Source organism: Flammeovirga sp. EKP202, assembly GCF_014534745.1.
In the GTDB taxonomy this organism is placed as follows: domain Bacteria; phylum Bacteroidota; class Bacteroidia; order Cytophagales; family Flammeovirgaceae; genus Flammeovirga.
Genome location: NZ_JACVVP010000012.1, coordinates 126,825 through 151,398, shown reverse-complemented (window position 1 = coordinate 151,398; position 24,574 = coordinate 126,825). Strand labels below are relative to the sequence as shown.

Annotated in this window: 17 protein-coding genes; 9 read left to right on the top strand and 8 right to left on the bottom strand. The window is 36.7% G+C overall.

What is annotated here, in order from left to right; genetic code table 11:
- The first annotated feature begins 49 nt into the window (after window positions 1-49).
- The 4 genes from IC221_RS09905 to IC221_RS09890 all read left to right on the top strand — a co-directional run bounded on the left by IC221_RS09905 (window position 50) and on the right by IC221_RS09890 (window position 4,555).
- Entirely contained in the window at window positions 50-727 is a 678-nt protein-coding gene (locus IC221_RS09905) for a DUF2490 domain-containing protein (protein ID WP_188168818.1), read from the top strand.
- Between the two features lie 638 nt (window positions 728-1,365).
- On the top strand, window positions 1,366-2,769 hold the full coding sequence (locus tag IC221_RS09900; protein ID WP_188168817.1) for an RtcB family protein: 1,404 nt from the start codon (window positions 1,366-1,368) through the stop codon (window positions 2,767-2,769).
- A 5-nt stretch (window positions 2,770-2,774) separates the two neighbouring features.
- A complete protein-coding gene (prfH, locus tag IC221_RS09895; RefSeq protein ID WP_188168816.1) occupies window positions 2,775-3,410 on the top strand; it encodes a peptide chain release factor H in 636 nt (211 codons plus the stop codon).
- 200 nt (window positions 3,411-3,610) lie between these two features.
- Window positions 3,611-4,555: a hypothetical protein gene (locus tag IC221_RS09890; protein ID WP_188168815.1), complete on the top strand. Its 945-nt coding sequence runs from the start codon at window positions 3,611-3,613 to the stop codon at window positions 4,553-4,555.
- A gap of 292 nt (window positions 4,556-4,847) precedes the next feature.
- On the opposite strand, the gene IC221_RS09885 is transcribed toward IC221_RS09890, so the two are convergent.
- Window positions 4,848-5,870, bottom strand: a complete 1,023-nt coding sequence (locus IC221_RS09885) for a YafY family protein (RefSeq protein ID WP_188168814.1) — start codon at window positions 5,868-5,870, stop codon at window positions 4,848-4,850.
- Between the two features lie 87 nt (window positions 5,871-5,957).
- On the opposite strand from IC221_RS09885, the gene IC221_RS09880 reads away from it, so the two are divergent.
- The 4 genes from IC221_RS09880 to IC221_RS09865 all read left to right on the top strand — a co-directional run bounded on the left by IC221_RS09880 (window position 5,958) and on the right by IC221_RS09865 (window position 15,757).
- Complete coding sequence (locus IC221_RS09880) at window positions 5,958-7,340, top strand: RtcB family protein (protein ID WP_188168813.1); 1,383 nt, start codon at window positions 5,958-5,960, stop codon at window positions 7,338-7,340.
- Window positions 7,330-8,103: a nucleotidyltransferase domain-containing protein gene (locus IC221_RS09875; protein ID WP_188168812.1), complete on the top strand. Its 774-nt coding sequence runs from the start codon at window positions 7,330-7,332 to the stop codon at window positions 8,101-8,103. The genes IC221_RS09880 and IC221_RS09875 overlap by 11 nt, the downstream gene beginning before the upstream one ends.
- The gene (locus IC221_RS09870; protein ID WP_188168811.1) at window positions 8,093-9,148 is read left to right on the top strand and encodes a nucleotidyltransferase domain-containing protein; all 1,056 of its coding nucleotides are present in this window, start codon (window positions 8,093-8,095) and stop codon (window positions 9,146-9,148) included. Before IC221_RS09875 ends, IC221_RS09870 begins: the two co-directional genes overlap by 11 nt.
- Before the next feature lie 615 nt (window positions 9,149-9,763).
- Window positions 9,764-15,757 (top strand): starch-binding protein, encoded by a 5,994-nt coding sequence (locus IC221_RS09865; RefSeq protein ID WP_188168810.1) that lies wholly within the window; start codon window positions 9,764-9,766, stop codon window positions 15,755-15,757.
- Between the two features lie 100 nt (window positions 15,758-15,857).
- Here IC221_RS09865 and IC221_RS09860 read toward each other — a convergent pair whose 3' ends face one another.
- The gene (locus tag IC221_RS09860) at window positions 15,858-16,919 is read right to left on the bottom strand and encodes a hypothetical protein (RefSeq protein ID WP_188168809.1); all 1,062 of its coding nucleotides are present in this window, start codon (window positions 16,917-16,919) and stop codon (window positions 15,858-15,860) included.
- Between the two features lie 3 nt (window positions 16,920-16,922).
- Window positions 16,923-17,909 carry a hypothetical protein gene (locus tag IC221_RS09855; RefSeq protein WP_188168808.1) on the bottom strand — a complete coding sequence of 329 codons (987 nt, stop codon included), beginning with the start codon at window positions 17,907-17,909 and terminating at the stop codon, window positions 16,923-16,925.
- 151 nt (window positions 17,910-18,060) lie between these two features.
- Between IC221_RS09855 and IC221_RS09850 the strand changes: the two genes are divergently transcribed.
- Window positions 18,061-18,462, top strand: a complete 402-nt coding sequence (locus IC221_RS09850) for a hypothetical protein (protein ID WP_188168807.1) — start codon at window positions 18,061-18,063, stop codon at window positions 18,460-18,462.
- A 247-nt stretch (window positions 18,463-18,709) separates the two neighbouring features.
- Here IC221_RS09850 and IC221_RS09845 read toward each other — a convergent pair whose 3' ends face one another.
- The 5 genes from IC221_RS09845 to IC221_RS09825 form a co-directional block, all read right to left on the bottom strand.
- Window positions 18,710-19,093: a DUF2809 domain-containing protein gene (locus tag IC221_RS09845; RefSeq protein WP_223241347.1), complete on the bottom strand. Its 384-nt coding sequence runs from the start codon at window positions 19,091-19,093 to the stop codon at window positions 18,710-18,712.
- A gap of 88 nt (window positions 19,094-19,181) precedes the next feature.
- Window positions 19,182-20,939 (bottom strand): aspartate--tRNA ligase, encoded by a 1,758-nt coding sequence (gene aspS, locus IC221_RS09840; protein WP_188168806.1) that lies wholly within the window; start codon window positions 20,937-20,939, stop codon window positions 19,182-19,184.
- 219 nt (window positions 20,940-21,158) lie between these two features.
- Window positions 21,159-21,662 (bottom strand): enoyl-CoA hydratase/isomerase family protein, encoded by a 504-nt coding sequence (locus IC221_RS09835; protein WP_188168805.1) that lies wholly within the window; start codon window positions 21,660-21,662, stop codon window positions 21,159-21,161.
- A 229-nt stretch (window positions 21,663-21,891) separates the two neighbouring features.
- The gene (locus IC221_RS09830; RefSeq protein ID WP_188168804.1) at window positions 21,892-22,788 is read right to left on the bottom strand and encodes a glutamate--tRNA ligase family protein; all 897 of its coding nucleotides are present in this window, start codon (window positions 22,786-22,788) and stop codon (window positions 21,892-21,894) included.
- Between the two features lie 494 nt (window positions 22,789-23,282).
- Window positions 23,283-24,374 carry an ROK family protein gene (locus tag IC221_RS09825; RefSeq protein ID WP_188168803.1) on the bottom strand — a complete coding sequence of 364 codons (1,092 nt, stop codon included), beginning with the start codon at window positions 24,372-24,374 and terminating at the stop codon, window positions 23,283-23,285.
- Window positions 24,375-24,574 lie beyond the last annotated feature (200 nt).

Here is a 24,574-nt window from a genome sequence, read left to right as displayed (position 1 = left end):
GGTTAAATTTGATTTGAGTTTAAGCTAAACCTATTTATAATTTACAGAAATGAAGAAAAAACTAATTTTTATCTTAACTCTATTTATCAGTCAATTTTCCTTCGCACAAGACAATCCCTCATTAGGGTCGTGGTATGTCTACAATGGCTTTTATCAATTAAACCCTAAATGGGAATTATTCTTTGAAAGCCAAGTGAGAACGTATGAATTTGCATCAGATGCACAAAGTTTTTTTGTACGTCCATTTTTGAGTTATTCCGTGGATAAAAATTTACAAATTGGATTAAGTCAGGAATATCATTCCAATTGGTCTGAGCCATTTGATGGCCAATCAAAAATCAATAGTAGTGAGTATAGAACTACCTTGCAGGTGATCAGTAAACAAGCATTCGGCAGGGTGCACCTTCAGCATCGTTACAGATATGAGTTAAGGTCTATTGAAGGTGACTTTAAAACAAGAGCCCGATATAGACTACAGATGGGTATTCCATTAACCAGTAAAGTCATTGAGAAAGGAGTTATCTTTACCACTTTTGGTAATGAAATTCTAGTGGATGTAACACCAAGTGCACAATTAAATCAGAACCGAGCTTATGCCATGTTAGGATATCAATTGACACCTACATTAAACCTACAGTCAGGTTACATGTATTTATCAAAAAATGGTCATCCTAATGAACATAGGTTTCAACTGTTTATTACTCAGAAATTGAAGTTCTATAATTAGAAATTGAAGAATGATAAATTGAAAATAGTAAGGTTTAAGGCTAGTTCAATCTCCATTGAGTTAGCCTTATTTTTATGCCTTTTATTTGATAATACAGCTTTTCTATAGATACTTATACTCATCTATTATTAGTGTTTTTGAGATATAAAACAGTCCTTGTTGAGTCTTTTTTTGAAATTTATTTATAGAAAAAACGAAGGATTGAAAAAATAGCTAAAATTGAAGCTAGAAGGGTCATTTAGGTGATTTTTTAGTTTTTATTTTAGCTATTCATTTTTTGTGAAAGGCAGATTTTCAAGAGCTAACTTGAGAGGGAAATTTGCATTGCTGACTTTTTTTCAATTACCTTTGTGATCGTAATAACACAATTTACTCTAAAACTAAAAAAGGGGGTATCATTATGTTGGTCTTTAATTTACATATCGAATCGTAGACTGAAATTCAAAATTTCTTGATGTTTTGAATTCCGCCATCTTTATCAAAAAGCATGGCCTAATCTCTATATCAGTCTATCACCATTTTAATTTAATTTTTTCTATCAGGTTGAATTTTCAATCCTGAGCCACTGTATACTATTGTTTTTACATAAAAAGTAATACAATATTATTTACAGTGGGTTGATTTGTATATCAAAAATTATGGGCCAACAGAAACTGAAGGGTAAACACCTTCGTGCCATTCAATATGCTTCGAATAAAGCCATTAGTCTTGCTGTTCAAATAATGGCGAAGCATTATAAACATACCTCAATGCAAGATCAATTATCGTTGCTTGAGGACGTCAAAAACAATTATTCGAAATACTTGGAAGATGTAGTACTATCACCAATTGCCAAGGTATTTCAACCAGAAATTAATGTTAAGCGAAAGCAAGTAGAACTCTTACCGGAAGCCAAAGACTTTAACGTTTTTGGACGCCAACATATCAGTAGCAATGCCTACCAACAAATGCGATGGGCAATGAAATTACCGGTAGTGCATAGCGGAGCCATGATGCCCGATGCTCACCAAGGATATGGACTTCCTATCGGAGGTGTTTTAGCGACCAATAATGTAGTCATTCCATACGGTGTGGGAGTAGATATTGGTTGCCGTATGAGTTTGACGATTTATCCTCTTCCTACTAATTTCTTGAAGCGATATGAATTCCAAATCAAAAAAGCCTTAAAGGAATACACCAATTTTGGTACTGGCGGTGAGTTGGGAATTGCTCAAGAACATGAGGTTTTAGATCGAGAAGAATTTTTAGCCACTTCATTATTGCGACAATTGCATGGAAGAGCGGGGAGACAATTGGGAACTTCGGGTTCTGGAAATCACTTCGTGGAATTCGGTACAGTAATGCTTCCTGCTGATAATCCTTTTGATTTGGAAAGTGGTGAATATGTAGGTTTACTTGCTCACTCTGGCTCAAGGGGATTAGGAGCAACGGTTGCCAATCACTACACTTCCATCGCCAAAGAAAAATGCCTTTTACCTTCACCGACTCAAAATCTAGCATGGTTAGATTTGAATACACAAGAAGGACAAGAATACTGGCTTTCGATGAATTTGGCAGGAGATTATGCAAAAGCTTGTCATGATCAAATCCATTATCATTTGGCAAAAGCTTTAGGGATTAAAGCTGTAGCGAAAGTAGAAAACCATCACAATTTTGCTTGGAAAGAAAAGCAGGCTGATGGTACAGAATGTATTGTACACCGTAAGGGAGCAACACCTGCAGGAAAAGGAGTGTTGGGAATTATTCCTGGTTCTATGACTGCTAATGGTTACATCGTGCAAGGGAAAGGTGAAAATGCATCTTTACAATCCGCTTCCCATGGTGCAGGGCGTCAGTTTTCTCGATCAAAAACCAAAGAGAAAATAACGGGCAGTCAACTCAAAAAAAATCTTCAAAAAGAACAAGTGACATTGATTGGAGGAGGTTTGGATGAAGCACCTATCGCTTATAAAAACATAGAAGAAGTGATGCAAAGCCAAACCAATTTGGTAGATGTAGTGGGGACATTTTCTCCTAAAATAGTTCGAATGGATAAAGCATAGTGAAGATGGGAAAGTATAATTCAGAATTATTTATTCAGATCACCTCAGGAAGAGGTCCGGCGGAATGTTGTTGGGTAGTCGCTAAGCTTTTGAAAGAAGTATTGGATGATTTGAAATCAAAAAATATCAATCATCAAGTACTTTCTAGGTCAGAAGGTCCATTGCATCATACCATCAGTTCAGTACTTATTAAAGTCACTGGAAATGATTTGGAAGAGGAACTGAAGGAGTGGAAAGGAACCATTCAATGGATTGGGAAAAGTCCATTTCGGAAGTTTCACAAGCGAAAGAATTGGTTTGTAGCTATTGATTTCTTTCAAGAAAAGACAATCGAAAAATTGAATACTAAAGACCTGCAATTTCAAACTTTTAGAGGATCAGGTCCAGGAGGACAGCATCGAAATAAAGTAGAAACAGCCGTTCGAGTAACGCATGTTCCAAGTGGTATCAGTGTGGAAGTATCAGATGGTAAATCTCAGCATCAGAACAAGCAAAAAGCGTTGGAGAAGATGAGAGAGAAATTTGAACTTTTACGCCTTGAGCAGACCAAAGAAAAATTGGAACAGCAATGGATGAATCATCTAGCCTTGGAAAGAGGTAATGCGGTAAAGGTTTATAAAGGAACTCAATTCAAGCAGTAATAAAGCAATTAAAACTATTAAAATTTAGAATTATGTTTTTCAAAAAAATGATCAAAAAGTAATGAAGTATAGGAAAGAAATAACTCAATTGAGTCTATACCCTCATTAAACAGGAAGCAGAGTACTGATTTGGTGAGGCTTGGACTCCCATGTCTTGACGGGCATAAAACATGAAGTCCAAATTGCAATCACAAATCGTTATGCAAACCGATATTTTAGAACTTGTTCTAGCATCTGTTGATGTGGAGCAATATTATTTTCCATATAAAAAAGAAGAATACGTACGTCATTTCTTAGAAATGGCCATTGCACAAAACCTCAATTCAAAATCGTTATTGAAGAAAAGTGCTTTTGAATTTTTATTGAATAAATCGGCTTTTAATCGCTTAACTGCTCAAAGTGGAAGTACTCATTATTCGAAAGAGAATTTAGCTTTAGTAAAGCAAGAAAGTTTAAAGCAGTTTAAAGTCACTTTAGATCGTTGGGGGGAGTTTGAGAAACATCGAAATGATGATTGGTATCAAACCTCTCTGCCGGGAGAAAACTTGGTGTTACAACTGAATTTTGATTTTGAACATGACTTATTTTACAGAAAAAATTTTAAAGTAAAAAAGTGGCATCCTTTCGTAAGTTACTCTCATCCGATATCGAAAAAGAATAACACCATGGCTTGGTCGAGAATTGATTTTAATCTTGATACTGGTGAAGCTTTTATTGAAGAAATTCAGAATGATTGGTTAAGAGATGCGTTAAGTACTCATCGAAAAATAAAATCAACACCAGAGAAAAAACAGAAGAATCATTGGATTACAGATTATGTATCCTTGGAAGATTTAGATCAATATATCACTACTTTAAAAGAGTATAATAAATATTGGTCTGAAGCCATGTTGATGTGTTCTATCCAATTTCTTTTGAAAGAGATTGGTGTCGATAAAATCTATTATCACACTTTTGAAAGTGGAAATTACTTTAAAAAATTAGAAGACTGTCCACCTCCAAAATCTTTGTATACCAAGCTTCCTCAGAAGTTTGGTTTTAAGAAGACAAAAGAAATGCCTCAGTTTTGGCAAGAGGAACAGTTTTTAAAGAAAAGAATTCGAAATTTCGAAGGTGAAATTTTTTGTTTTGACTTTAGAAGTTAATTAAGATCCCCATAAGTTTTAATGATTTGAAGTTTATGGGGATTCTTCATCTTGATAGAGTTCTAATCCACCACCCTGGCGCAAGTGTTAAGCCGATAGGCGTCACTTGTGTCTAATAATCGGAGAAGTCTCCCGACTTCCGAGTCAACATAAGGAAGGAACAGATATTATAGGGAAATCAAATTTTCTAAATCCTTTCTCTTGTAAACCTAATTGTTTGTGGGGTAGGGAGTCAACAGACTCCTTCAAAATATAGACACAAGTGATGCCTCCGGCTTAACACTTGCGCCAGTTATTGAGTTTCTTCATCTTGATAGAGTTCTAATCCATTTTTGAAGATGGTCTTAATTCTATTTCTTAATGCTTGAGGTTTGATAACTTCAAGAGAAGATCCAAATCCTAAAAGAAGACGTTCTAACTCATAATTAATATGAACATTAATTTCTATAGTAATGCTTCCATCTTTTTCTTTACTAAGAATTTGTTGGGAGTGGTGTAAAGGCTTTGTGATAACATAAGGAGCATTTTTTCCATCAATTTTTAATTGAATTTTTTTCAGGTAACTAATTGGAAGTACTGAAACGCCAACAGTATGTTTATAATATTCATCGCCATTGAAATTTTCATCAGAGTATTCTCTATTTAAATCGTAATCGACCTTGATGATTCGATCTAAAGCTAAAGTCAATAATTCCCGACCTTTTTTTCTACCAACAACAAACCACCTGTTATTATATTCTTTTAAAATAAAAGGAGTGAGGTGAATTACTGAAGATGCTCTTGATTTAAAAGATTTATATTCGATCACAAGACAAACCTTTTTAAGAATCGCTTGATATAAAGTATCTAGGTGTTCTAACCCTTTTAAACCTTCATTTTTATCTAAATGAATAATAGCATTTTGGTCACTTTTTTCACTGTAGACTTTATCTTCTAGTCTTTGTATGATGCCATTTAATTCAGAAAAAAGAGAGAAGTCTTTGAACTGTTTGAGCATTTCTACCGATTCAGAAAGTACACTCATATCATTTTCAGTCAGAGGAATATTGGTGATGGAATACTCCTCATCTTCATATTTATAATACTTTCGATCATAAACTATAATAGGAGCATTATAACCGAGTTTATCACTTCTCATCATTTGAATATCCAATTGAATACTTCTTTTACTCACATTAATATCCCTTCCCTCGTATTCAAAAAGAGCTTCCGAGCATTCTTCAATCAAGTCATTCAAAGTCCATTTCCTATACTTATTCTGAAGACATTTATCGATGGTTTTATAGCGAATTAGAGCGTTTTTATTTTGTGCCATAAAATAAAATTAGAAATTATTTACAACTACGCAAAATGATTGCGTAGTAGCTTTTCACCTTTGAACTATCAAAAAATAAAACACAAAATGATTAATGGAAATACCTTAATAGCGATGGGTTATACCCCAGGAAAGTGGTTCAAAGAAGCCCTTGAGTACATCAATTCGAATGAGTTGTCAGAAGAAGAAATGAAGGACTATTTGAAGCAATTCAAAACCACTCCCAAAATGGAATTACATCAAGAGTCTATTCCGTATGCCATGAACATAAAAGCTGAAAATGAATTGGAAGAAAGCAATGTTCAGTCGGTGAAAAATACGATGGATTTGGTGATGAAAACACCTACTGTAGTCAATGGTGCAGTAATGCCGGATGCTTGCCCTTCGGGAAGTAAAGGAACGATACCAGTTGGCGGAATTGTAGTCACTAAAAATGCAATTCACCCTGGTATGCACAGTGCAGATATCTGCTGTTCTTTGATGTTGACAGATTTAGGAAAAGTAGGTCCTAAAGAGGTATTGGATGTAGCACAAAACGTTACCCATTTTGGTCCTGGCGGAAGAGATCGAGATACGCAGTTTAGGTTTCCGACTGATTTACTAGAAGCTTTCGAAAGTAATTTCTTTACTAACAGAGAAGAAATCATCAAAACAGCGAGAGCACATTTAGGAACGCAAGGCGATGGGAATCACTTCTTGTTTGTGGGTACTTCAAAAGCCACCGGCAATACCATGTTAGTGACTCACCACGGGTCAAGAGGTGTAGGAGCAAAACTTTTCAAAAGAGCGATGCAAACCGCCGAGCGTTTCAGAAGAACACTTTCCCCAACTACTTTAAAGCAAAATGCTTGGATTCCTTTCGATACAGAAGAAGGACAAGCCTATTGGGATGCATTAAAAGTGATTAGAAAATGGACAAAACAGAATCACATCTGCATCCATGATGCAGTAGCAGAGCAATTAAAAGTGGACGTACAAGACCGTTTTTGGAACGAGCATAATTTCGTTTTCAAAGAAGGTGACCAATTTTACCACGCCAAAGGAGCAACGCCAATTCATACGCCTTTTTCCAAAGAGCAGGATGAAAGAAGATTGATTCCAATGAACATGGCAGAACCAATTTTGATTGTCAAAGGAAAAGCAACCGACACTAATATTGGTTTTGCTCCTCACGGTGCGGGTAGAAATGTCAGCAGATCGGCACATCGAAAAACCAAAGAAGCGATGACCAATGAAGAAGTTTTTGCACAAGAAACTGAAGGGCTAGATGTTCGTTTCTTCTTTGATAAAATTGATGTGACGGAACTTCCTTCCGCCTACAAAAATGCTTCTCAAGTTAGAAATCAAATGTATGAATTTGGTTTGGGAGAAGTGATTGACGAAGTGCTTCCTTACGGCTCAATCATGGCTGGTGATTGGGAAAGGGATAGACCTTGGAGAAGAAAAAGAGAGAGAAAACATGAGAAATAGAATCATAAAATACCTCGATAAATTAGAAGAGGAGAATAATATAAAAATACTTTTGGCTTGTGAAACGGGTTCAAGAGCATGGGGATTTGCATCTCCAGATAGTGATTTTGATGTCCGGTTAATCTATGTACACAAAACAGATTGGTACTTAGGTTTAAGCGAAAAAAGAGATTTTATAGATGCTTTTTATCAAGAGAAAGAAATTGATATTTGTGGATGGGATTTGAAGAAAAGCTTACAACTCTTAGCGAAATCAAATGCTTCCATTTTTGAACGAATTGGTTCTCCTTATGTCTATAAAGAAGCTGAAGGTTTTAGAGCGTCATTCTTAAAGTTGTCTGAAGAGAACTATTCCAAAATAGCGTCTATTCATCATTATTTGGGTTTGGCTAATAATGCAATGAAAGAGCTTAGAGAGCACGAAGCGTACAAGTTGAAGAAATTGTTTTATGCTTTGAGAGCAACACTTGCTTGTTTATGGGTTCTTGAAAAGGACGTTTATCCTCCTATGAAATTTGAGGTAATGTTGAATGACTTAGAATTACCTGTTGAGGTGAAAAATAAGATTGTTGAGCTTCTTCGTTTGAAAACGGAAAAAGAGGAATCGTATAGACACTTTGGAGAGGAGGCCCTTCTTGGATTTATAGAAGAGAGAATCCTTTCCGTTAAGGGAAAAGCAAAATCGCTTCCTGCATCTAATGGTAATTACGAATCACTAGAACGCTTTTTTAAAACAACAGTAAAACAATACAATGACAATTGAAGAGCTTAGAAGAAAGGAGTTGATTATTCTGGAGTGTATTAGCGGTAGCAGAGCATACGGTTTAGCGACAGAACATTCTGATACAGATATCAAAGGTGTATTCATTTTACCCAAAGAAATGTATTATACCAATCAGTACATTCCACAGGTCAGCAATGAAACAAACGATATTGTATTTTACGAATTAGGTCGCTTTGTAGAATTGTTATCACTCAATAATCCCAATATTCTGGAATTACTTTATACTCCTTCTTCTAAGGTCCTTTATAAACATCCCTATTTGTCTGATTTAAAGCCTTCGATTTTCCTCTCAAAACTATGTGAAAAGACTTTTGGTAACTATGCTTTGTCACAGATAAAAAAAGCAAAAGGACTAAAAAAGAAAATAGTGAATCCTATGTCCAAAGAAAGAAAAAACTTGCTTTCGTTCTGTTATGTAAATGAAGAGAAGGACTCTATTCCAGTTTTGGATTTTTTGAATAAAAAAGGATGGAAGCAAGAGGAAATAGGGTTAGTTCAAATTCCTCATATGAAAGGTATTTATGGTCTTTACCATGCAGAAAAAGGGATTTATAATGGTATCATTCAAAATGAGCAATCCACTGAAGTGGCTCTAAGTTCAGTATCAAAAGAGGCAATACAAGAAGGTCTATTATATTGTAATAAGGAAGGTTTTTCGACTTATTGTAAGAAATATAAAGAGTATTGGAATTGGGTTGAGAAAAGAAATAAGAGCCGGTATGAATCCACATTAAGTAATGGGAAAAATTATGATGCTAAAAATATGATGCATGTTTTCCGATTACTGGATATGGCTATTGAGATTGGAAAAAACAAGAAGGTCATGGTTGAACGTCCCAATAGAGGATTTCTATTAGGGGTAAAATCAGGAAAGTATGAATATGATGATTTAATAGAATTAGCGAATGATAAACAAAAACAATTAAAAGAAGCATTCAAAAATTCAACATTACAATCTACTCCCAATAGCGATAAAATTAATCGAGTTCTTTATGAGATAAGGAATCGTTTCTATACAAAATAACCGAAGGTCAAGCATAAGTTACTTCAATTCCCTTACTGAACTACTCTCCCCCTAGTGCAAGTGTTAAGCCGACAGGCGTCACTTGTGTCTTACAATCGGAAAAGTCTCCTGACTTCCGAATCAATATAACGAAGGAACAAATAAGATAGAAAGACCAAATTTTCTAAATCCTTTCTCTTGTAAACCTAATGGTTTGTAGGTTAGGGAGTCAACAGACTCCTTCAAAATATAGACACAAGTGACGCCTCCGGCATAACACTTGCGCCAGTGAAGGGAGGATGCATACAGAGAGATACACTCCCCAAAACGTCTCAATTAAAAAAATGCCTCCTCACAAAGTCACTCTATCCCAATAAAATTTGATACACGAATAGACCAAAAAATAAAAGTTATAACTCCTTTTTAATCTGCATTACTAAATAAGAAAACCCATAAACATCCTTTGAGCCTCATTATTATCAAGTACCAATCTGTATAATGGCACGTGCTTTTGAGCGTTGAACCTCCCCGAAAACTCATCGGTGCGATTTAGAATAACACCTTTTCTAATTTAGCATAAAATGAGTGTAATGATTGGCCGGCATCATTACAGAACTGTGTACAAATTTTTTTGAAATGAAAATGAAACTATTGCTCTCTCAATGGCTCTTGCTTATTGGCTGCCTTCTGTGGTCAAACTTGAGTCTATTCGCCCAACAAGCTGACGGTAGAGAAGTCTACCTCCAAGGCTTTCACTGGGAATCCGCTGATGCTACTACCAAGGATTGGTGGATCAATCTAAACGACAAAGTCAATGCTATTCAATCAGCAGAAATCGATGGGGTATGGTTACCGCCATCTTCCGATGCTGCAGATAGGGCAGGTTACTTACCACGTAAATGGTACGACTTAAATTCTAACTATGGTACTCAACAAGAATTAATTGATCTTATTGCACACTTCAACAGTAAAGGCATTGTTTCCATTGCTGATATTGTGATCAATCACAGAGTGGGTTGTGTAGGTTGGGCAGATTTCTGCGAACCTGAATTAGGCTGTAATGCCATTACGGCTGATGATGAGGTAAACCAACAATTTCCTGGTCAAGGCTGTGGTGATTTTGATACAGGAACACCTTACAGTGCAGCAAGAGACATCAACCACAATGATTTCGAGACAAGACAGGCCATTAAGGATTGGATGAACTGGCTGAAATCGGATATTGGTTACTCTGGTTGGAGATACGATTTTGTTCATGGCTTTGGAGCTGGATTCTTCGCAGAATACAACAATGCTACCAATCCGTATATCTCTATCGGTGAAAACTGGACAGGTGATACACAAACCATCATCAATTGGATGGATGGTACACAAGGTACCTCTACAGCTTTCGATTTTCCTTTGAAATTTGCTTTGCATGAAGCTGTAAATGGAAATTATGGAGCGTTGAATAATGGAGGAAAAATGCCAGGTGTTGCAGGTGTTTGGCCACAAAATTCAGTGACTTTCTTAGAGAATCATGATACAGAACCTGTCCGTCAAGGAGATCATCCTGGATCGGCATTCCCAAATGATCCAAGTTCAAACTCTCAAATTTTACAAGGATATGCTTACATTTTGACCCATGCAGGATCACCGATGGTCTTTTATTCTCATTTATTCGATTATGGAATTTACGATGAGATTGCCAAGATGGTCGCTTTGCGTAAAGCAAATGGCATCTATAACAACAGTACAGTAAGTATCCAACAATCAGGTGGAAACGGCTATGCAGCGATTATTGATGATAAAGTTGCTGTTCGTATTGGTAATACCTCTTGGTCGCCAGGTGGAAATGGTTGGGTATTACAAGCTGATGGATTGAATTATTCTATTTGGGATAAAGGTGAAGGTGTAAACGAAAATCCATTAGTGAGCATCGACCCTTCTATTTTACAATCAGATATTCCCGTTCAAGTAACGCTTTCAGTAGTTGATGATCAAGATATTGATTTACCGATTTATTATACTATTGATGGTTCAACACCTACTACTTCATCTACACTTTATACCGGTGAGTTCACATTATCTTCTACGGCAACAGTGAAAGCAATTGCAGTAGATAGCGGTGGAAAAATAGGTTATGCTGAGCACAAATATTATATAGGAGAGTCACTTCCTGAGATGGTGGTTTATGTCAGAAAACCTGCAGGCTGGGGAACATTATATGCTCATCACTGGAATGCTGTTCCAGCAGGAGTGAGTGCAGATACAGAGTGGCCAGGTGTTGTAATGGAAAAAGTTGCTGATACACAAGATTGGTATAAAGTTACCTTACCTGGAGTTGAGGAAGCGAGTTTTGTAATTCATGATTACGATAACAACCAAGATGAAGATATTACGATAACTGGCACTGCATGGTACGATCAAGGGGTCGTTTCTTCCACTTGTACGGTGGATTGTCCCGATATTGTTATTCCTGTAGAAGTGAATGCGAGTATTTCACCTCAATCGACCAATTTTGAAAATCAGATTTCTGTTACTCTTTCAGGGACAACGGATGCTACAATTTACTACACTTTAGATGGTAGCACACCCACTATTTCTTCTGATGTATATCAAAGTGAATTAACAATTACAGCCACAACTACTGTCAAAGCAATCGCAGTTTTAGAGGGTACTTCTTCAACAGAAGTTTCAGCCACTTATACTAAAGAGGAAGATGATGTTATCATTACGGTTCCAGCAAAGAAATCAAACTTTACATGGGACAATGCCACCGTTTATTTTACAATGACGGACCGTTTTTATGACGGGGATCCATCCAATAATAATCCTTACAACAGAGGCAAAAATGGAAATGGTCAAGACTATACCGATGATTCTTCAGCGGGTGAATTCCATGGGGGAGATTTGAAAGGGATGACGGCCAAACTTCGCGAAGGTTATTTTGAGTCTATCGGTGTCAATGCCATATGGATTACTTCTCCCGTAGAGCAAATGCACGGATGGGTAGGCGGTAGTTCTGATGGTTCATTCCGTCATTACGGCTACCACGGTTACTATGCTATGGATTGGACGGAAATTGATCAGAACATGGGTACGGAAGCAGACTTCCAAGAGTTTGTAGACGAAGCCCACAGCAGAGGAATCCGTATCGTGGTGGATGTAGTAATGAACCACACGGGTTATGTGACCATGCAAGATATGGAACAATACAACTACGGTTCTGTTGATCCAGCTTGGAGGTCTTGGCAACCTTCTGGAAGTGAATCATGGCATTCTTATCACGAGAAGTTTGTAGACTACAATAGTGGGGGAACATGGATCTCGAATTATTGGGGGCCAGATTGGATGCGTCACCCAGATATTGACGGTTATGATGGGTGTTCTTCCGGTGGAGGAATTGATAACTGTGTAGGTTTCTTACCGGACTTAAAAACGGAAGATGTAGGAGAAGTGGGGATTCCTCCAATCTTAGTGACGAAGTGGACGCAAGAAGGAAAATTCGATCAGAAAAAAGCGGAATTAGATGCCTTTTTCAATGCGACAGGACTACCTAGAGTAGTTTCCAACTACATGATTTTCTGGTTGACAGATTGGGTAAGAAAATATGGTATTGATGGGTTTAGAATTGATACAGCCAAACACGTAGAGTTGGAACGTTGGTCAAGACTGAAGCAATATGCCATTCAAGCATTAAAAGATTGGAAAGCGGAGAACCCAGAAAAAGCAATGGATGATCTGGAGTTTTGGATGACAGCCGAAGTTTGGGGTCACGGAAAAAACAAATCGGAATACCATACAGACGGTCAGTTTAATTCTGTAATCAACTTTAATCTGAAAAATGATGCAAGAGTTTCTTCACGTGATGCTTCTTCATTGGAATCATTGTATTCTGAATATGCAACCATCAACGACGATCCAACTTGGAACTCATTAAGCTACTTATCATCTCATGATGTAGTGCCATTGTTTGACAGAAATAGCTTACAATCTGCCGCACCCGGTTTCTTATTGTTACCCGGTGGTATTCAAATTTTCTACGGTGATGAATCAGGTCGTCCGGAAGGAAATTGGAGTGATGCAGAGCAAAATACACGTTCAGATATGAACTGGGGTAACTTCAATACCAGCCAACATGAAGTATGGAAAAAGTTAGGAACATTCCGTAGAGATCACCCTGCAGTAGGAGCAGGATCACATCAAAAAATCGGAGATGCACCGTATACTTTTGTTCGTGATTACAATAACCAAGAATTGGAAATTGCCGACCGCGTGATTGTAGCAGTGGGTGCACAAGGCAATGTGACTTTCAATGTCTCTGAATATTATGAGGAAGGTGATACGATTGTAGATCATTACACGGGTGCTATGCAGGTAGTAGCAGGTGGTCAGGTTTCATTTAATGCAGACAGCGAGGGCATCGTTCTATTATACAGTAAAAACTATACATTCGTGTCTAGACCAGTGCTCACTATCTCACCCGATACAAGATATGACGAAAACAGCATCACGGTTTCTATCTCAGCAGTAGATGCAGACGATCCAAATCCTAGTATTTACTACACTTTGGATGAGACTGCAGATCCAGCGGATTATATGAATTGGACGGCTTATGCAGGACCTTTCACATTGAATGAATCAGCAACTGTAAAAGCCGTAGGCATCAATGCCGAAGGACGTACAGGTTCGGCAAGTAAATCATATTCTATTGGTCAGATTGATCCAATCACAGTGTATTTCTACAAACCATCAGATTGGGGTTCTGCCCATATGCATCACTATGATGCGGAGCCAGTTGGTGTGACGGATGATACTGTTTGGCCGGGTGTTCAAATGACTGATATCGGCAGTGGCTGGTATGAAGCTTCCGTTACCGCTTTAAGTACAGGAATTGTATTTAATGACAATGGAGGAGCACAGTCAGATGATTTGTCAAGAGAAAGAACGGGTTGGTACAAAGACGGTCAATGGACGGATACTTGTCCTGGAAATTGCCCTGGTCCACAAAAACCCGATGTGATGATTTCTCCAAATGGTGGAAACTTCCCAACCGGAAATGTGAGTGTGCAACTGACAGCTACAAATGAGGGTGTGATTTATTATACATTAGACGGGACAACTCCTGACGAAAATTCAACACCCTACTCAAGTAGCATTTCTATTCAAGGAACAGAAGGGCAATCGGTCACTTTAAAAGCGATTGCTTACAATGAAGTAGGAGCATCAACTGTTGAAACAGCGACTTACACTTTCAACCCTGTTCAGTCATTTACGATTTACGCAAAAGGATATTCTCATGTGTATTATTGGGAGGTTTCTCAAAATGGAACTGTGGTTGAGGAAAATCCTGTTTCATGGCCAGGTATAGCAATGGTTTCTGCCCCTGAAGTTGGAAGCGGATGGATGAAATATGAAGTAACCGGTGGTACTTGTGCCAATGTGATTTTCTCTAATGGAGGAGCAGGCCAAACCGATGATAGAAGTACTTGTGGCAACGAAGGTAAAGGATTCGAAAATGGTCAATGGATAGTGTTAGATACAGGAGTTGATGAAACCGATCCAACATTAGGAATGACACCTTCAACAACCTTCAGTGGATCAGGTACCGTAAGTATTACAGCTTCGGATAATTCAGGAATTGCTCCTACCATTTATTACACTGTAGACGGTTCTACGCCTACCACTTCATCTTCATCAGGAGTAGGTAGCGTATCCATTGCTTTAAACACTGTAGGAACACACGTAGTTTCTGCTTTTGCAGTAGACGCATCAGGAAATACTTCAACCACTCAATCCACAACTTACGAAGTAACGGAAGCAACAGGTGGTTTTACAGTGTACTTCCAAGGAGTAGATAATCCATTGATACATTATTGGAATGCCTCTCCAGCAGGAAGCATCGCAAGCACAACATGGCCGGGAGCAACATTGTCAGAAGGAACAGATGGATGGTGGTTTTTTGAGTTTCCATCAAGCGTGTCTTCGATCAACCTATTGTTCCATAATAATGCAGGGTATCAATCTCCCGATTTATCAAGAAGTTCAACAGGTTGGTATAGAGATGGACAGTGGTACGACCAAAAGCCGATCGATCCAACAGGTTTGACCATCCACTTCAAAAGTTCATGGGGAAATAGCACAATGATTCACTATTGGAATGCCTCCAACGGAGGATCATCAGCTTGGCCCGGAGAAAACATGATAGATGAAGGAAGCGGTTGGTATAAGTACACCATCGAGGGTGCTACATCTACCAATCTACTTTTTCATAACGGTAGCGGAACACAAACTGCTGATTTATCCAGAACGAATGAGGGATGGTATAAAGACGGAGTCTGGCATGATAGAAATCCAGAGTTGAGCGTATCACGTTTGAGTAATTCATTAGTGGAAGAATTGAAAGTAAACGTGTATCCAACTGAGGTAACACAGCAGCTTACAATTGCACTAAATTCTCAAGAAGCATTAAGTGCTATAGTCACGATTTTCGACCTAAATGGTAGAATAGTTTCGTCAGCACAACTTCAGTTTAATGCTGTAAATAAACAACTTAAATTGGATACTGAAGGACTTACTTCTGGTTTACACCTTATCAGAATTGAAGTCAAAGATCAGATCATCACGAAGAAGTTTATTAAAAAATAAGGACTAATAATTCCTATTGAAGCACATAGTAGAAATGCTATGTGCTTTTTTATTACCTCGCTCAAAGATATTGACTAGTGCAAGTGGTAGTTGTGTATTACTATTCCACTTCAGGTAAAATCTCTTGTAATTGATGCTCTTCAATAACTTCTCCCAACATTACTTTGATCCCACTGCCCAATATAAAGACTCTCAAGAATCGTTTCTTTTCTTCATCTTCATAAAGGAGTTGAAGCACATTGTTATGAGTAAGTTTTTTACCTTCGAAGAGCTTTCCTTTATTTTGTTCACTTTGGTAAAAGTTAGTACTCTCATAGTAGAGTATTTTCTCGAACTTATCAAGTTCTGTTTGATAAGGATTCAATCCAATTTCACTACTATCCGTCATCTCTTTTTCTAGAAATAAAAGTCGCTCCGCAGGAGAAGAATGATAAAATAACGCCTCTTCTGTCTCAAGCATAAATTGATAAGAGACCATACCGTTGTTCCAGTCCAGCTGATTGATTTTTGTGATATGATGATCATCTCCTTTCAAATGAATGACACTATTTAATCGAATATCATTGATATCTTGATGGAAGAGATTAAAGTACTGTCTTTTTCTTTTGGGTAATTCAGCTTGTTGATAGGTAATTTCTCCCTCTAATTCATCTTCTTGAATATTGAAATACTCATGGATTTGATTCTTCAAATCGACTAATTCTGCAAGTTTATCTTCATTTCCAGTGATTAAAGCAATTTGTTGTCTGAAAGGATATTTTGTAATGGCACATAGACAATACTTATTCAACTCGACTCTTCTGATGTAAAGTTGTTCAATATTTTCAGGATCAAAATGCTTCGAATAACGGTCATCATCAAAAATGATATTAATGGCAAAACTATCTTCTGAGATTACGATCCTAATGGTATCTTCTTTATTTTTTAGATAATAGCGTTTCCCCAAAAAATAAGTAATAAAAGCAGTAGGGATAAGGAATAATAGCTCAGGGTTTGATAAAGTCAGCGGAAAAGTAGCTACAAAGGAAAAAATGAAAAGGAACAATTCGCCTTTCTTATCTTCATTTCCGATTTTTCTTTTATACTCTTCCTGTAATGGTTTCGATAGCTTTCCTTTTATGGTAAATAAATATCCACCATTTCTAGTTTCTATAATATTCATCGTTTAGCTTTTAGAAATTTCAATTGTAAGATTGGAATAAAGTACAATTCTGAACCAATTATTCTGATTCAGATTTTTATAGAATCGTTGCTGAACAGGAATTTCTTTCTTCTCTGCATAGCTACTTAGGAAGAGACCTGATGTTTCTTCAATCAACTCAAATAATTCATTTTTATAATGAAAAATGTTTGGAAGATGTTCCCATGAAATATTACTTGTAAACCCTGTTTCTCTGAAAAATAGAGTAGTATTAATTTTAGATTCTTTATAGAAGTGTTCTTCTTTTTTATAAAGAATAGAAAGGTCTTTTCCTGTTTCTACCCAAAACAATTGGTCAGGTAAACTTTGATCCCAGTTGTATTGAAATTTTTTGAGGATGATGCCTTCTTCTGTACCAAAGGAAAGTATTTGCCCAACACTTTCACCTTTTGGGAGATCACTTTCAATTAAACTTTCTTTTTGATGTCCTACCACTTGGTACTCACCTTCCACGTAATAATCTTCTATTCCCAAAAATTGTTGAAGTGTATCTTCTAGTTCCCTTCCATCCTTTGCAGGCAGTCCTTTTGCATTAAAACAATCATACTTTTGATGGTCTTTAGTAATCAACATAAGATCTACTTTCGCGTGATCTGAATTTCTAGTTTTGTCAGAATTATACTTTAAATAAAACTGGGCAATTTGTTGAGTAGGTATTCTAAATTCCGTTTTACCATTTTGAATATGTAACTCCTCATTTGTACATCGTATTTTTGATTTACCTTTTGTTAAATAAAGAATTGCAGATGAACCAAAATATAATAGAGAAGGAATCCCCAAAAAAGTAAAACCTTTGATCCACGTTTCAAAAATAGGATAAGGGATAGCCGTAAAACTGATAACGGTTCCAATCCCCAAAAGAGGCAATGTTTTTTTGAGAATAGAAGTAAGATGTTTTCTACCCCAATTGATTTTTGCGGATAGTTCTAGTCTGCTTACACTAAGTTTCATTGAAGTCGTTTATTTTGGATACACTATTTGCTCTATTTAAAGGTACATTTTTTAGCTGATATATAATAGCTTGCTACCTCTCTGGCGCAAGTGATGTCTTCGGCTTAATACTTGTGCCAATAGGATGGTGGTATTTTAAAAAACAAAAGAAATGTTTAAATCAGAAACTATCATATTTAGCAAAGTAATCTCAAATCATAAAGTAGTAGAAGTTCTTAAAAGCTTTTTTGAATTAGAAGACAATCAAATAAAGCATATGGATGAAATTGACGCACCTATAACGGATGTACTATTGATTTATGATACTGAGAATTATAAATCAGGAGATTTTTTAATGCATATAGAGTTATATTTTACAGGGATTGATTCTTTTGCTTTACAAGCTTTAATCGAATTTTTAGTATCTCATTTAAATATCGAAATTTTATATGATGATGGTTCTATTAGTTTTAATTCCTGCTTATTAATTGATAAAAAAAAGAAAAGATATAAAGTAATGTTAGATGATGATTTAGATGATCTTTACATATTAGAGAAAGAGATTTTAAACTAATCACTCCTGGCGCAAGTGTTAAGCCGATAGGCGTCACTTGTGTCCAACAATCGGAGAAGTCTCCCGACTTCCGAATCAACATAACGAAGGAACAGATATGAGAGGAAGTTCAAATTTTGTAAACCTTTTCCCTTATAAACCTATGGTTTGGGGGTTAGGGAGTCTACAGACTCCTTCAAAATATAGACACAAGTGACGCCTCCGGCTTAACACTTGCGCCAGTGGCACTTTGTGACACAAGTAAGTATTAAACCTTCCTCAAAACATAATGCTCCATTCCATAAGCCACGATCCCACCAAAAGTATAACTCACTATATCGCTCCAAAGGAATCCGTGCCCCAAGGTCAAACTACCAATAGTCGTTTTTCGGATGGCGACCAGCCAATCATAATCCAAGATTTGTTGTAATTCGATAAGATAGCAAATCAATACACTGATGATAAGTATCGTTTTTGAAGGACTTCTATTGAGTAAAAATGCGATGATAAAATAGAACATCACCGCATAGAAAAAATCGCCTAAATACGGGTAGATAAATTCGGGAGTAATGCGTGTTCTTGATAAAAGGCCTAAGCCGATTACAATGACGATATAAATAAAATAAAGCAGGCGGTTGCGTTGGTAAGTCATAATGAATGGAGTTTAGCTTAAAGATAAAAAAAGCCAACCTACAATAATGCAGATTGGCTAATTCTTTTAAACGGTATCGTTTAAAAATCTATTCTTTGATATCCAATTGGATACTTAAGTCTTTCAATTGTTGAGCATCAGCAACTGATGGCGACTCGATCATTACATCTCTACCAGAAGTGTTTTTCGGGAATGCGATGAAGTCACGGATAGAATCCACACCACCAAATAATGAGCAAAGACGGTCGAAACCTAATGCGATACCACCGTGAGGAGGTGCACCGTATTCGAAAGCGTTCATTAAGAAGCCAAACTGCTCTTGTGCTTCTTCAGGAGTGAATCCTAAAGCATCGAACATATCAGCTTGGTCCGACTTGTCGTGGATACGGATAGAACCACCACCAACTTCAACACCGTTGATGACCATGTCATATGCATTAGCACGAGCATTGTAACGGTCCGTTTTCAAGATTTCAGCATCTTCAGGAAGTACTGATGTGAATGGGTGGTGCATTGCGTGGTAATGACCAGTTTCTTCGTCTTTTTCGAACATTGGGAAGTTCACAACCCAAAGTGGAGAGAATTCTTGGCGGTTTCTTAAACCTAAACGCTCACCCATTTCTAAACGAAGTTCACACATTTGCTTACGCGTAGTGTCCAACTCACCTGATAAAACTAATAACAAGTCACCTGCTTCAGCACCTGCTTTTTCAGCCCATGCTTTCAAGTCATCTTGTGAGTAGAATTTGTCAACAGAAGATTTGAATGACCCATCTTCGTTGCACTTCACATATACTAAACCTTTTGCTCCGATTTGAGGACGTTGTACCCACTTCGTTAACTCATCTACTTGCTTACGCGTGTATGAAGCACAACCTTTCGCACAAATACCTAAAACGATCTCCGCAGAATCAAATACTTTGAAGCCTTTGTTTTGAGCAACGTCGTTTAAGTCTACAAATTTCATATCAAAACGAGTATCAGGCTTATCCGAACCGTAGTCACGCATAGCGTCAGCATACTCCATTCTTGGGAATTCAGGAAGTTCGATACCTTTCACCATTTTGAAAAGGTGACGCATCATTCCTTCGAAGTTGTTGATGATGTCCTCACGATCAACGAATGCCATTTCGCAGTCAATTTGAGTAAACTCAGGTTGACGGTCAGCACGTAAATCTTCATCACGGAAACATTTTACAATTTGGAAGTAGCGGTCCATACCACCGACCATCAATAATTGCTTAAATGTTTGAGGTGATTGAGGTAAAGCATAAAACTCACCTGGGTTCATTCTTGATGGTACCAAGAAGTCACGAGCACCTTCAGGAGTAGACTTGATCAATACTGGAGTTTCCACTTCAATAAAGTCTTGGTCTGATAAATATCTTCTTACCTCTTGTGCAATCTTGTGACGTAAAACTAATTTTTCACGAACAGGATTACGACGGATGTCTAAGTAACGGTATTTCATACGAAGCTCGTCACCACCGTCTGTTTCATCTTCAATTTTGAAAGGAGGAGTTTGTGCCTCATTCAAAATTTCCAAATCGCTTAAACGCAACTCAATATTACCAGTTGGGATATTAGGGTTTTTAGCCGCTCTTTCGATTACTTCACCTGTAGCTTGCAATACAAACTCACGACCTACTTTACGAGCAGTTTCTAATAGTTCAGCAGCAGCATTACCATCATCTTCGATCAACAACTGAGTGATGCCATAACGGTCACGAATGTCGATCCAAATTAAACCACCTTTATCACGGACAGCTTGCGCCCATCCGCTTAATGTCACCTTTTGCCCAATATGGCCTTCACGGAGTTCTCCGCAGTTATGCGTTCTAAGCATTTTATGTCTTTATTTATATTGTATTCTCTTGAATAAAGGGACTTATCAAATCATGAGACATGAGAAGCCACTAAACCGACTGCAAAAATAAGGAGTAGTTTGTAGAGGAAAAAACGATTTAAGAAATCCTTTTGACGGATTTGAAATTTTTTCTGTATTTTTTGAGAAATTGATAGTATAAATCCCTGATTTAGATACTTTTTCTAAAAATAAATTGAATTATTCATATGTATGAAGGAGGTAATCTAGGGTAATATCAATTTTATCTGAAGGAACGTACCGTGTAATTATGCCAAGATCTTCCGCTTTTTGTGCAGAATATTGTTCTAGACTTTGATTCTGAAGGTCAAATCCATTGGCAAATGTAGCTTCTTCAGTAGCATAAGAAAGGTCACTAGCTTTGATAAACTCAGACCCTATCATATTGGTAGTTCCTTCCACAATAGAAACCGTCATTGGTCTCATATTTTGGACTTTTTCTTTTAGAGAAATAAAATAATCGCTTTCGATGACTAACTTATTTTCATCTCTTTTTGATTGCTTTAAGAAGAAGTTTTCTTGAATCGTCCTAAAGATTACCATATCCACAGAAGTATCATCATTGATTACATTGATTTCATTGATGATTTGCATGGTATTATCATTTGATAGTTCGTTCAAGCATTGGTTTGGTAAGTAGATGGTAACTACATTTCCTTTTCGAGAACTGAAAATGTTTTTCATGTTAATGAATTGTTATGGTAGTAAATCTTGAAGTGATCAGGCACTTACATTACCGTAAATACATTACGGTTCATTGGTCCTAATATTAGTGATTGCTAAATAGGGTATTGTAACTTACTGATATTCCAAAATTACTTTTATCTCGATAAAGATGTGATGACCAACGTTATTAAAAATCAATAACTATTATTCTCTGCTTGAGTAGTATGTTCAATGTTGTGGGAATGATTTATTCTTCTTCAAAATCCTCTTCAGATCCTAAAAAGTTGATTTCTAAGAGTTGATCTAAGGATTCAATATGTGTTTCTTCTCCTAAATAAAATTCTGCAAATTGACTGTAAATCTCTTGAGGAGTCATGCCTTCTTCTCTTAAGTTTTTGATGGAGTCAGCACCTTGAGACTTTGATAATTTGTTACCGTTCTCATCAACAAGCAAAGGATGATGTAGGAATTCAATTTCTTCAAATGAATCAACTTCTAATTTGTTGGCCAAGAAAGTTTGAGCAATAGTAGATTCAACTAGGTCTTCACCTCTTACAATAAAATCGATATTATCATCAATATCATCAATCAAAGAGGCCAATTGATAAGCATAAATTCCATCTTTTCTTCGGAGTACAAAATCCTTCATCACCTCATTTAGATTGACGGCGATGTCTCCAATAAAAAGGTCTTCCAAAAGGATAGGAACATCAGAAGTTTTTACTCGAATAGCGGTTTCAGGGGTGTCGAAGGGTAGGCTCAAATCTCTGCAAGTACCAGTGTAAATTCCAGAAGGTGAAGTTTCAAGTATTTGTTTTCTAGAGCATTGACATGCAAATAAATCACCGTTTTCTTTCAGCTTTTCAAAAGCAGAAGTATAACGGTGATTTCTGATTTTTTGTGACCAGTTTTTGTGGAAATCTTCTACACTGAAAGGACCATTGTCATAGTCTAATCCAAGCCATTCTATCGACCTGAAAATATCTTCAATGTACTCGTCTCTAGTTCTTGTACTATCGATATCATCAATACGTAATAATATTTCTCCATCTTCTTGTCGGGCTAGAATCCAAGTAAGGATAAAAGAGAATGCGTTTCCGATGTGAAGGAAACCGCTGGGTGTTGGAGCAAATCTTGTACGCATTGATGTATCTTTAATTTAATTTTTCAGCAAAGGTACAAACTAGAAATGTAATCTGTTTAAGGGAGTGAATAAATAATTAAGGGTAAAATTAATTCGATTTAGCTAACAGTCTGTAAGAACCCATAAATAAGACTGAAAGCACGAAAACACATGCAAGTAATTCCATAATTTAATTGAGTTTGAAATAAAAATTAGTTATTGTTTTATGAAGACAATCTATTTAATGTAAAGGACAAGATTTTGTTTTGAATTTTTTGTGGTTATTAAGGTCTTGAGCAATTGTCAAGCTCCGATTATTGTCTTCTTTAGCAATTTACTAAAGTTCAAAAAAATACACTATTGTCATCAATCTAAAAGTTTCTCTTTGTTGAGATAGTACAATTAGTTATGACAATAGTGTAATTATATATCTAGTTATTAGACGTTTAGGTCGTCAGGTTAAAATGAAATCATAAAATAAGTGAAAACAAATTTTAACCTATGACCTAGTATTTTTATTGTTCAAGTTGACTTACAGCGTAAGCATAAGCACCTAATGAAATCGCTTCACTCGTTCCAATTTTAGAAACACCTACACCAATCTTAGGAGAAGCATCATACATCACTACGTGATCAGTAAAAGGTACTTTGATTTCGTGCTGATTGTTTTTCACGAAACTTGCTTTTTCATCCTCGTTTGTAAGATCAAATACTTCAGCCACAAGTCTATCTTCTCCATGGTTGTATTTAGAACGCATCTCTTTCAATACAGATGGCATAAATAATTCAGCAGCACCAGAAAGACCACCACCAATAACAACCAATGCATCAATTGTAGTTCCTAAAGTACACAATACATCACCAAGGTTTTCACCTAAAGTGTCAAATGCTTTTTGAGCACTTGCTTTATCACCTTCTTGCTCACCTTTTGCAATTTCAAAAATATCTTTTGGTGTCAATTCAGCATTGTCAACACCTGAATACTCTTTATAGAATTTTTGAACGGCACGGATACAAGAAGCTTCTTCTGCATTGATATGGTCCAATACTTTTGAAGGCATCAACCAAATTTCACCACCCATACTGTTGTCACCAATATGAAGGTTGCCATTACTTACAATACCTCCACCAAGGCCAGTACCTAAAGTGATTCCAATAATATTTTTATATCTTTTTTCGCTTCCATTTGCTTCAAGCATAGCGTTCATTTCAGGCAATAAACCGCCAATAGCTTCACCGTAAGCATAAAGGTCGCCATCATTGTTGATAAATGCAGGAATACCAAAGTGATGCTGTAACATTGGTCCAAGGGCAACCCCTCCTCTATAACCCGGAAGGTTATTTAAATCACCAATAATACCGTTAGGGTAATCAGCAGGACCAGGGAATGCAAAACTAATTGCCTCAGGTTTACGATCACCCAATTCTTTGATCACGTGATTGAAACCTTCTAAAATATTTTGTAAACTTTGTTCTAGGTTGTCTCCATTTGAAGGTAGTCTGTATGGATCTACAATCATTTTTCCACCTTGCATAGCAGAAAATACAAAATTAGTTCCACCGGCATCTAATGTTAAGACGATCTGTTTTTTGTCCTGAATTGACATAGCTATTGGTTTAAATAAAAATTGCGAGATTATATACTATCAATTTCTTCGATTTCACCTCATCAATCAACAAATTAATCTTTTCATTTCGAACTGTATTTGTTAGTTAAAACAGTTTATGGTAATAATGTTGAATAGTAAAGTAAATTAATAAATAGGAAAACGAAGTGTAGTTATAAGTAATCGGTATCGGTTGCAAA